The following is a 10,100-nucleotide window of genomic DNA, read 5'->3' on the forward strand; positions in this document are numbered from 1 at the left end:
CTGATAGCTGATAGCTGATAGCTGATAGCTGATAGCTGATAGCTGATAGCTGATAGCTGATAGCTGATAGCTGATAGCTGATAGCTGATTAGTGAAGAATACGCGCTCTAATTGTACCTTCTACTGCACTTAGCTCTTTAAGCGCAACTTCTGATTGATCGGTATCTACGTCAATAACTACATAACCAATTGATTCATCAGTTTGTAAGTACTGAGCGGCAATATTAATACCGTGCTGGGCAAACGCTTGGTTAATTTGCGTAAGTACACCTGGGCGGTTGTGGTGTACATGCAATAAGCGGCTACGGTTAGCAAGCTCTGGCAGCGAAACCTCAGGGAAGTTAACAGCCGTAATAGTTGAGCCATTATCTGAGTATTTAGCTAATTTACCGGCTACTTCAATACCAATGTTTTCTTGCGCTTCTTGGGTTGAACCACCAATGTGCGGCGTTAATATAACGTTGTCGAATTCGCGCAGTGGCGATACAAATTCTTCTTCGTTAGATTTTGGCTCAACAGGGAATACATCAATAGCAGCGCCGCTTAGCTTTTTCTCGCTAAGTGCTTCGGCAAGTGCATCAATATCCACTACAGTACCGCGTGAAGCGTTAATTAGTATTGAGCCCTGCTTCATTACGGCAAGCTCAGCAGTGCCAATCAGGTTTTTAGTTTGCGGTGTTTCTGGTACGTGTAAACTAATAATATCAGCGCGCTGTAAAAGCTGTGTTAGGTTATGAATTTGCGTGGCATTACCTAAAGATAGCTTATCTTCAATATCGTAATATTCTACGGTCATACCAATGTTTTCAGCCATAATACCAAGCTGCGTACCAATGTGGCCGTAGCCAATAATCCCGAGTGTTTTACCGCGAGCTTCAAATGAGCCGGTTGCCGTTTTTAACCAGCCGCCACGGTGTGCTGCTGCATTACGCTGTGGAATACCACGTAATAACAAGAGTATTTCGCCAAGTACCAGCTCTGCGACAGAGCGTGTGTTTGAAAACGGTGCGTTAAATACCGCAATACCGCGCTCGCGCGCTGCGTTTAAGTCAACTTGGTTAGTACCAATACAAAAGCAGCCAATGGCTACTAGCTTTTCAGCTGAGTCTAAAACGGCTTGATTAATATGAGTACGAGAACGAAGCCCTACAAAGTGCACATCTTTAATACGCTCTTTAAGTTCGTCCTCAGGTAGCGATGTTTTTACGTAATCGATGTTGCTGTAACCATTACGTTTAAGCGTTTCTACAGCGCTTTGGTGAACACCTTCAAGCAAGAGAATTTTAATTTTGTCTTTTGCTAACGATACCTTACTCATAACCTCATCCTATTTAATTTGTGGCCCATTTTTAGTGCCGATAATTACTTTATCAGCACCGCGCATCGCAAATAGGCCGTTGGTAACTACGCCAACAATTGAATTAATTTGTGTTTCAAGTTGTTTGGCATTACTAATACTTAAATTGTGTACATCTAAAATAACGTTACCGTTATCGGTTACTACGCCTTGGCGGTAAACAGGGTCGCCACCAAGTTTTAATAATTCACGCGCTACGTAGCTGCGTGCCATGGGTATAACTTCTACCGGAAGTGGGAAGTCGCCCAATGTATCTACTAATTTTGTGTCATCAACAATACACACAAACTGTTTTGCAACGGCTGCGACTATTTTTTCGCGGGTAAGTGCTGCGCCGCCGCCTTTGATCATTTCGTTATGGGCATTAATTTCATCTGCGCCATCTACATAAACATCAAGCGCATCTACATCGTTTAGCTCAAACACTTCAATACCTAATGCTTGTAGGCGCGCTGTTGAAGCCTCAGAGCTAGATACCGCCCCCGTTATGGTGTCTTTTACTGTGCCTAGGGCATCAATAAAATGATTTACGGTAGAGCCTGTGCCTACACCAACAATGGTGTTTTCTTTTACAAACTCGAGTGCAGCCCACGCAGCTGCTTTTTTTAATTCGTCTTGCGTCATTGTCATGCTCATGTTTCAAATGTGTAGTGGGTGTATATTACCAGTGATAAATTTTATCAGGAGTAATAATGGTTTTAAGTGGAACATCCCACGATTCAATTGGCAGTGCATCTACTTTTTGGCAGCTGTGTGCTAGGCCAATAAGTTGCGGTTTTTGCCAATTGTATGCGTGTAATTGCGCCAGTGTTTTATCGTAAAATCCACCCCCCATTCCTAATCGGTTACCTTGATTATCAAATGCAACAAGTGGCATCAGTAAGTAATCTAAATCAGTTAATGGGCATATTTGAGAGCAGTTCAGCTTAGGCTCCAAGATACCATAGCGATTTGCTCTCATGGGTGAGTTTTTTTCATAGCGTTGAAATAGCAAAGTAGCCCCATTAAATGGGTGTATAACGGGTAAATAAAGAGCATGGCCTTGTCGCCATAACTCATTAATTAACAGCGATGTATCTAACTCTCCATCGTTACTAAAGTAAATGGCTATCTGTTTTTTCGAGGCTGTTTTCTCGCTATTTAGCTGTTGAGTAAAATTCAACTTTAGCTGTGCAGCGGCTTTTTCTTGCTGTTTTTTTGATAGATTATTGCGTAATTGACGAATAGATTGGCGTATGTGTGTACGTTTATTGCTCATTGTAATTACGCACCTTCGATTAAATAGACACTAAATCAGGAAAAGCTAAGTAAACAGCAAGCACAATCAGTAGTAAAACGGCGGTGGCAATCAGTGAATATAACAAAATATTGCTACGCGCTTTAACAGGTTCATCGAGCTGCTCGTCAAGCATTAGATCATCTTCTTGCCACTCATCGCTTTCGTCTGCAGGGCTTTTTAGCTCATTGGTTGGAAGCCTTTGTTCTAGCTCTTCTAGTTTTTCTTCAAGGCGGATCAGGCTGCTTGTTATGTAATCGAGGGCATCAAAAATCCGTTCATCACGCTGACTAGCTGCACTAGGGTTTTGAGGAGGCTGCTCACCTGTGGCTTGTAACTTACTTTTAATGCCTAAACTTGCGAGTAATTTGGCTTGCTTTAGGGCTTTGTCTTTATTGCTTGGTGCAAAGAGTGTCTTGCCGTTAAAAAACTGTGTTACTTTATCTTCAGACGTTTTTAGTTTATTTGCTAAATTAACGCAGGCAGTTTTAGTCTCAGTGCCCTCAGCGAGCCCTACAAACATAACGCGAAAATTATTGGCCATTTACTTATCCCTTAAGCTTTTATTATGCAAAGAGTATATACCTAAAACAGTAAGTAATTCGAGGGCTCGCTAAAACTCATTATTAACTTTTATTTTAGATATAAAAACGGCCCTTAAAAGGGCCGTTTTTAATTAATACGTTTTGGCTTAAAGGCCTGCAGCTGCGCGAAGTGCGTCTGCTTTATCTGTACGTTCCCATGGGAATTCGTCACGACCAAAGTGACCGTATGCCGCTGTTGGTTGGTAAATTGGGCGCTCTAAATTAAGCATTTGAATTAAGCCGTAAGGGCGTAGGTCAAAGTGCTCGCGAATAAGCTCGATTAAGCGACCTTCTTCAAGCTTGCTTGTACCAAAGGTTTCAACGCTGATAGAGGTAGGCTCTGCAACACCAATTGCGTAAGATACTTGCAGCTCACACTTATCAGCAAGGCCTGCAGCCACTACGTTTTTAGCTACGTAGCGTGCAGCATATGCTGCTGAACGGTCAACTTTTGATGGATCTTTACCAGAGAAAGCACCACCACCGTGACGTGCCATACCGCCGTATGTATCTACAATAATTTTACGACCTGTTAAACCACAGTCGCCCATAGGTCCGCCAATTACAAAACGACCCGTTGGGTTAATGAAAAATTTAGTCGCGCTTGTAATAAGCTCGGCAGGAAGTACCGGCTTAATGATGGTTTCCATCACGGCTTCTACTAAATCATTTTGCGAGATTTCTTCAGCGTGCTGAGTAGAAAGTACAACTGCATCAATACCTACTGGCTTGCCGTTTTCGTATGCAAAAGTTACTTGCGATTTTGCATCTGGGCGTAACCAATTAAGCTCGCCGCTTTTACGTACTTGCGCTTGGCGTTGTACTAAACGGTGTGAGTAAGTAATTGGCGCAGGCATCAGTACTTCTGTTTCGTTACATGCGTAACCAAACATTAGGCCTTGGTCGCCAGCACCTTGTTCTTCTGGGCTAGTACGGTCTACACCTTGGTTAATATCAGGAGACTGCTTACCAATGGTGTTTAAAATAGCACACGAGTCTGCATCGAAACCCATGTCTGAATGCGTGTAGCCAATTTCACGTACTGTTTTACGTGTAATTTCTTCAATATCAACCCATGCGCTAGTCGTGATTTCACCACCAACCATAACCATACCGGTTTTTACGTAAGTTTCGCACGCAACACGGGCATGAGAGTCTTGCTCTAGGATAGCATCAAGTACCGCATCAGAGATTTGATCGGCGATTTTATCCGGATGACCTTCAGAAACAGATTCAGAAGTAAATAAATGTTTTGCCATTGTATTTCTGCTCACAAATATTGCGCTTCACAAACGTCGGTATTAGCGCTAAAAAATTAAGGGGCGTATTTTATCTAAAACGAAACTGCTTGCATAGTGTTTTTACGCCTAGACGTCTAAATAAAATGAGTAATCACTTTTTGGTCTTAAAAAATATTCATAATAGCCCATTTTTATGGGGTTTTTAATTGCACACAGCACCCACATTAAGTAAGAATGGTTGCTATAACAGCTCTTAAGTTACTTAAGGGTAAAAACGAGCACATTAGTACCCGCGCAAATACACATAAAGGTAGGAGAATTCATGCCATCTCGCAAAGAACTTGCAAATGCTATTCGCGTCTTGTCAATGGACGCAGTACAAAAGGCCAAATCTGGTCACCCTGGAGCCCCTATGGGCATGGCCGATATCGCAGAAGTATTATGGCGCGATTATCTAAAGCATAATCCAACTAATCCAGAGTGGGCTGACCGTGACAGATTTATTCTTTCAAACGGCCACGGTTCAATGCTTATTTATTCTCTGCTGCACCTAAGTGGTTACGACTTACCAATTGATGAAATTAAAAACTTCCGTCAAATGCATTCAAAAACACCTGGCCACCCAGAGTACGGTTACGCGCCAGGTATCGAAACCACTACGGGCCCATTAGGTCAGGGGATCACAAACGCGGTTGGTATGGCACTTGCTGAAAAAGCATTGGCTGCACAATTTAACCGTGAGGGTCACGACATTGTTGATCATTACACCTATGCATTTATGGGTGATGGTTGTTTAATGGAAGGTATTTCTCATGAAGCATGTTCACTTGCGGGCACCTTAGGCCTAGGCAAGTTAGTTGCTTTTTGGGATGACAATGGCATTTCAATCGATGGTGAAGTAGAAGGTTGGTTTAGCGACGATACACCAGCACGTTTTAAAGCGTATGGCTGGCACGTAATTAGTGGCGTAGATGGCCACGATAGCGACGCAATCAGTGCTGCAATAGCTGAAGCTAAAAGTGTTACCGATAAACCTACGCTTATTTGTTGTAAAACAGTGATTGGTTATGGCTCGCCTAACAAGTCGGGTAGCCACGATTGTCACGGCGCACCTTTAGGTGATGACGAAATTACAGCATCTCGCGAATTTTTAGGTTGGACTGGCGAGGCATTCGAAATTCCTGAAGATATTTACGCACAGTGGGATGGAAAAGCTAAAGGGCAAGAACTTGAATCAAGCTGGGACGAAAAGTTTGCAGCGTACGCAGATGCTTACCCAGAGCTAGCAGCAGAATTTAAACGTCGTACAGCTGGCGATTTACCTGCTGATTGGGCACAAAAATCACAAGAGTACATAGAGCAGTTACAAGCAAACCCTGCAAATCCAGCATCGCGTAAAGCATCACAAAATGCATTAAACGCCTTTGGCCCAATTTTACCAGAATTCATGGGTGGCTCAGCCGACTTAGCTGGCTCAAATTTAACAATTTGGGATGGCTCTAAAGGATTAACTGCAGACGATGCAAGTGGTAACTACGTTTATTACGGTGTACGTGAGTTTGGTATGTCGGCAATTATGAACGGTATTGCCCTTCATAAAGGCTTTATTCCTTACGGTGCTACTTTCTTAATGTTTATGGAATATGCGCGTAACGCTGTACGTATGGCTGCACTAATGAAGCAACCAAGCATTTTTGTATACACACATGATTCAATCGGTTTAGGTGAAGACGGTCCAACTCACCAACCGGTAGAGCAAATTGCTAGCATGCGTTTAACGCCAAACTTATACAACTGGCGCCCGTGTGACCAAGTTGAGTCGGCAATTGCATGGCAACAAGCTATAGAGCGTAAAGATGGCCCTACATCACTTATCTTTACTCGCCAAGGCCTTGAGCAACAATCGCGTGACGCTCAGCAATTAGCAGATGTTAAAAAGGGCGGGTACATCCTTAGCTGTGACGGCAACCCTGAGCTAATTATTATTGCTACAGGTTCTGAGGTACAACTAGCGCAAGACTCAGCAAAAGAACTACGCAGCCAAGGTAAAAAGGTACGTGTTGTCTCTATGCCGTGTACTGATGCGTTTGAAGATCAAAGCGCCGAATACAAAGAAAGCGTACTACCGTCAGCCGTTACACGCCGCTTAGCAGTAGAAGCAGGTATTGCTGATTACTGGTACAAGTACGTAGGCCTAAATGGCGCAGTAGTAGGTATGACGACCTTTGGTGAGTCTGCACCAGCAAATGAGCTGTTTGAGTTCTTTGGCTTTACAGTAGAAAACATTGTAAATAAAGCAAACGCCTTGTTTTAATCAATTGATTTAATATTTAAAAGCCCGCCCTGTGTAAATCAGGGCGGGCTTTTTTGTTTGATCAAATATGAAGAGGTGCTGCTAAAAATGCAAGCAGCCTAACACCTACTTTGGAAGCTCATATTCAAACTTTTGCTATAAGTTGCCACGTAAAAAGCGCAGCGGCTGGTATCTAAAAACGCAGCTTTAAAACCGCAAATGAGTAACTTTCAATGTACATTCCTTGCAAGGCTAAGGCCTATCAGGCAAGGTGGTGGCCGATTAAATAAAATAATACAACAGGAGTGAGGATGTCTCAGTTTGAAAATGTAAGCGTAATTAAAAAAGCGAACGTGTATTTTGACGGCAAAGTATCAAGCCGTACCGTGGTATTTAACGATGGCACAACTAAAACGCTAGGTTTTATGCAACCGGGCGAATTTGTATTTGATACCAGTAAAAAAGAATTAATGGAGCTTTTAGGTGGCCAGTGGGAGATTTTATTACCAGGCGAGAGTGAGTGGAAAACATTTACCGCGGGTGAATCATTTAACGTTGATGCCAATGTTAGCTTTAAAGTAAAAGTAAGTGAGTTTGCTGACTATTGCTGTTCGTACACAGACTAAACGCTTAAGGCTAGACGTCTGAAAGCCCATAGTTTATGGGCTTTGCATAAACTTTGCACAATGTATGATTTAAATCAGTTTGAGTAACAAATTAATTTTAAAAAACAGTGCTTTTTCCTTGTGTTAATCTAAATAGCCCCCAATACTATTTATGAGGTAACAAATAAAAGGATACCCTATGAAAATTAATCTTTCTGGTCACCATGTAGACGTTACTAACTCTATTAGAGAGCATATCAACGAAAAATTTTCAAAAATCGAGAGCCACTTTCCATCACTTATTGCACTCGACATTATATTGTCTAAAGAGCATCACAAAATCCAAGCAGAAATTAGCACAAATTACGAAGGTGCGCGTATATCGGTAAAAGGGGAAAACGAAGTTATGTACCCTGCGATTGCCAGCGCAGCTAAAAAACTCGATGCAGCACTAAAACATCGAAAAGGGCAAATAAAAGCAAATTTACACGAAAAGCCTGTAAGCACAACGCCAGAAATAGCGCATGAGATCATCCAAGAGATGGAGCTAAAATAACCTTTAGTCCCAAAGTACTATAAAAAAGAGCCTTATGGCTCTTTTTTATTGCCTTGATTTTAGGTAAGTTGTTCTCTCTTTATGTTTTTTAATTATAAAACTTAATCTTTTGTATATATAACACACACATATTGAGAAATTAATGCAGCAAACACACACTTCTTGGAAATCTCGATTGGGCGCCTTAGGCCCTGGTATCTTAATGGCAACCGCCGCAATAGGTGGCTCCCATTTGGTTGCATCCACTCAAGCTGGCGCATTATTTGGCTGGCAACTATTTTGGCTTATATTGGCGGTTAACGTATTAAAATACCCATTTTTCCGTTTTGGTATGGAATACACATTAGTAACTAAAAACAGCTTAGTAGAAGGCTATAAAAATAAAGGCCCTGTCTATTTTTATAGTTTTATAGCGCTAAACATACTTGCTGCCATAGTAAATACTGCTGGTGTATTGCTGCTCACAGCAAGTTTACTGCATTATGCATTGCCTGTAGTGATAGAGGTAACCCTGCTGTGTTGGATATTGCTCGGTGTGTGCTTAGCTATATTATTGTTAGGGCACTTTAAAGCGCTCGACAGCGTTGCTAAAGGCATTATGGGGCTATTAACGCTTGCTACTGTTATTGCGCTGGTTATTGCGTTTAGTAATGGCCCAATGGCGCCCGCTGACTATGTGGGTCCTTCACCATACGAGCTGGCTATGCTGAGCTTTATGGTCGCGTTAATGGGCTGGATGCCGGCACCAATAGAAATATCAGCGCTTAGCTCGCTATGGCTTAAAGAAAAACAAGCTCAGCAAACAGTGACTAAAAGCCAAGGTTTATTCGATTTTAACGTAGGGTATTGGTTAACAGCGTGCTTAGCATTAGTATTTTTTAGCTTAGGAGTGCTGGTGCAATATGGGCAAAGCAGCAATATAGAGCTTGGCGGTGTTGCCTTTGCTAAGCAGCTTATTGATATGTACGCACTGACTATTGGCGAGTGGGCAAGGCCGCTTGTATCGGCTATTGCCTTTTTGTGTATGTTTGGCACAACACTTACTGTACTTGACGGCTACGCACGCACTCTTAACGAATCACATAAATTACTTGGTTTTAAGCAATCTAAACACAGTTTAAATAGTTGGCTTGTACTGCAAGCACTAGCTGGCATGGCCGTTATTTTATTTTTTAAATCGGCCCTTGGCCCCATGCTTACCTTTGCCATGACACTAGCCTTTGTAACCACCCCCGTTTTTGCATGGCTTAACTTTAGCCTTGTACGCTCAGATCCCGCTATTAAGCACAGCGTGTTACTACGCAGCTTAACGTGGCTAGGGCTAGTGTATTTAGTGGGTTTTGCTGTTGCGTTTGTAGTGTGGAAGTTGATGTGATTTTAGGTTCGAGGTGAAAGGTACAAATCAAATAACCTCTGCATAAATACCGGCTAGTGTGGACCACGATAGCCTACGGTAGGCGAGAATTGACCTGTCAAAAGTAATAGCTAGGTGAAAAAGATGATCATACTTAAAAGCCAAGTATTTAAGACAATCCCTAAGTCTCTAGAACAGAGCTGTATCTTTTTAAATAATACGCGAACAGATAAGGTTGTTAATGGCACTTATTTGGAGCTTTGCATTAAAGCCGGTTGTAAATACCTTGTATTTATGACGGATGATACTCCTTACGAGGATATGCTTCATATTCACCTCTTGAATGAGCGCCTTGATATTATTGATTCAGCTACGATTGGTAGCATGTATTCAACGGGAGCTTTCGAAATTATAATATTCAAAACTCGAACACGTTAACTTTTCATTTTATTGGCGATACTAAATGGAAAATAGAAATATTAGATAGCAAAGAATTCTTACTTCCTCTTGTTTCTTCACTTAAAGGAGTTTCGAGAAAGAATATTTTTTATCAATATTTTAAAGTTTATAGTAATCCTTCGTTATAAACCTTGTAACTCTAAATTGTCTTAGGTAATCATTATTTTATGTTTAATCTACAAGGAAGAAACTATGATATTTAATATGCATATTACAGAAAATTTCGTATCATTTTATGATGAGGATAAAGAAGTACATATTTTTTTTGATAGTTTTGATAATCAAATGAACTGGTTTAATTGAGCCGGACACTTTAATAATGGACAATGTCCTAATATTGAGGTGTTAAATGACAAGACGTAAAAATAAATCTTA

General features: G+C 41.4%; 10 protein-coding genes. 5 read left to right on the plus strand and 5 right to left on the minus strand.

Translation table 11 applies throughout. The features are described 5' to 3' along the window. Nucleotides 1-88: 88 nt before the first annotated feature. The 5 genes from serA to metK all read right to left on the minus strand — a co-directional run bounded on the left by serA (nucleotide 89) and on the right by metK (nucleotide 4,476). The gene (serA, locus tag AN391_RS19380; protein ID WP_055016904.1) at nucleotides 89-1,318 is read right to left on the minus strand and encodes a phosphoglycerate dehydrogenase; all 1,230 of its coding nucleotides are present in this window, start codon (nucleotides 1,316-1,318) and stop codon (nucleotides 89-91) included. Nucleotides 1,319-1,327: 9 nt separating this feature from the next. Beyond that, on the minus strand, nucleotides 1,328-1,981 hold the full coding sequence (rpiA, locus tag AN391_RS19385; RefSeq protein WP_055016905.1) for a ribose-5-phosphate isomerase RpiA: 654 nt from the start codon (nucleotides 1,979-1,981) through the stop codon (nucleotides 1,328-1,330). Between the two features lie 37 nt (nucleotides 1,982-2,018). Continuing rightward, nucleotides 2,019-2,615 (minus strand): 5-formyltetrahydrofolate cyclo-ligase, encoded by a 597-nt coding sequence (locus AN391_RS19390; protein ID WP_055016906.1) that lies wholly within the window; start codon nucleotides 2,613-2,615, stop codon nucleotides 2,019-2,021. A gap of 19 nt (nucleotides 2,616-2,634) precedes the next feature. Then, entirely contained in the window at nucleotides 2,635-3,177 is a 543-nt protein-coding gene (locus AN391_RS19395; RefSeq protein WP_055016907.1) for a hypothetical protein, read from the minus strand. Between the two features lie 147 nt (nucleotides 3,178-3,324). Beyond that, nucleotides 3,325-4,476: a methionine adenosyltransferase gene (gene metK, locus AN391_RS19400; protein WP_055016908.1), complete on the minus strand. Its 1,152-nt coding sequence runs from the start codon at nucleotides 4,474-4,476 to the stop codon at nucleotides 3,325-3,327. A gap of 304 nt (nucleotides 4,477-4,780) precedes the next feature. Here metK and tkt point away from each other — a divergent pair, with 304 nt between their 5' ends. From tkt to AN391_RS19425, 5 genes are all read left to right on the plus strand, one after another. Next, nucleotides 4,781-6,772 carry a transketolase gene (tkt, locus tag AN391_RS19405; RefSeq protein ID WP_055016909.1) on the plus strand — a complete coding sequence of 664 codons (1,992 nt, stop codon included), beginning with the start codon at nucleotides 4,781-4,783 and terminating at the stop codon, nucleotides 6,770-6,772. 290 nt (nucleotides 6,773-7,062) lie between these two features. After that, on the plus strand, nucleotides 7,063-7,377 hold the full coding sequence (locus tag AN391_RS19410; RefSeq protein ID WP_055016910.1) for a pyrimidine/purine nucleoside phosphorylase: 315 nt from the start codon (nucleotides 7,063-7,065) through the stop codon (nucleotides 7,375-7,377). A 178-nt stretch (nucleotides 7,378-7,555) separates the two neighbouring features. After that, nucleotides 7,556-7,912, plus strand: coding sequence for a ribosome hibernation-promoting factor, HPF/YfiA family (gene hpf, locus AN391_RS19415; RefSeq protein ID WP_024033129.1), 357 nt, complete (start codon nucleotides 7,556-7,558; stop codon nucleotides 7,910-7,912). Nucleotides 7,913-8,054: 142 nt separating this feature from the next. Continuing rightward, nucleotides 8,055-9,287 carry an NRAMP family divalent metal transporter gene (locus tag AN391_RS19420; protein WP_055016911.1) on the plus strand — a complete coding sequence of 411 codons (1,233 nt, stop codon included), beginning with the start codon at nucleotides 8,055-8,057 and terminating at the stop codon, nucleotides 9,285-9,287. Between the two features lie 123 nt (nucleotides 9,288-9,410). Next, on the plus strand, nucleotides 9,411-9,704 hold the full coding sequence (locus AN391_RS19425; RefSeq protein WP_235576506.1) for a hypothetical protein: 294 nt from the start codon (nucleotides 9,411-9,413) through the stop codon (nucleotides 9,702-9,704). Nucleotides 9,705-10,100 lie beyond the last annotated feature (396 nt).

It is taken from the genome of Pseudoalteromonas sp. P1-13-1a (assembly GCF_001401875.1).
Classification (GTDB): Bacteria; Pseudomonadota; Gammaproteobacteria; order Enterobacterales; family Alteromonadaceae; genus Pseudoalteromonas.

Coding starts and splice junctions, on each gene's coding strand:
- AN391_RS19410 (WP_055016910.1), top strand. CDS start 7,063: ATGTCTCAGTTTGAAAATGTAAGCGTAATTAAAAAAGCGAACGTGTAT.
- serA (WP_055016904.1), bottom strand. CDS start 1,318: ATGAGTAAGGTATCGTTAGCAAAAGACAAAATTAAAATTCTCTTGCTT.
- AN391_RS19425 (WP_235576506.1), top strand. CDS start 9,411: ATGATCATACTTAAAAGCCAAGTATTTAAGACAATCCCTAAGTCTCTA.
- metK (WP_055016908.1), bottom strand. CDS start 4,476: ATGGCAAAACATTTATTTACTTCTGAATCTGTTTCTGAAGGTCATCCG.
- AN391_RS19390 (WP_055016906.1), bottom strand. CDS start 2,615: ATGAGCAATAAACGTACACACATACGCCAATCTATTCGTCAATTACGC.
- hpf (WP_024033129.1), top strand. CDS start 7,556: ATGAAAATTAATCTTTCTGGTCACCATGTAGACGTTACTAACTCTATT.
- AN391_RS19395 (WP_055016907.1), bottom strand. CDS start 3,177: ATGGCCAATAATTTTCGCGTTATGTTTGTAGGGCTCGCTGAGGGCACT.
- rpiA (WP_055016905.1), bottom strand. CDS start 1,981: ATGACGCAAGACGAATTAAAAAAAGCAGCTGCGTGGGCTGCACTCGAG.
- tkt (WP_055016909.1), top strand. CDS start 4,781: ATGCCATCTCGCAAAGAACTTGCAAATGCTATTCGCGTCTTGTCAATG.
- AN391_RS19420 (WP_055016911.1), top strand. CDS start 8,055: ATGCAGCAAACACACACTTCTTGGAAATCTCGATTGGGCGCCTTAGGC.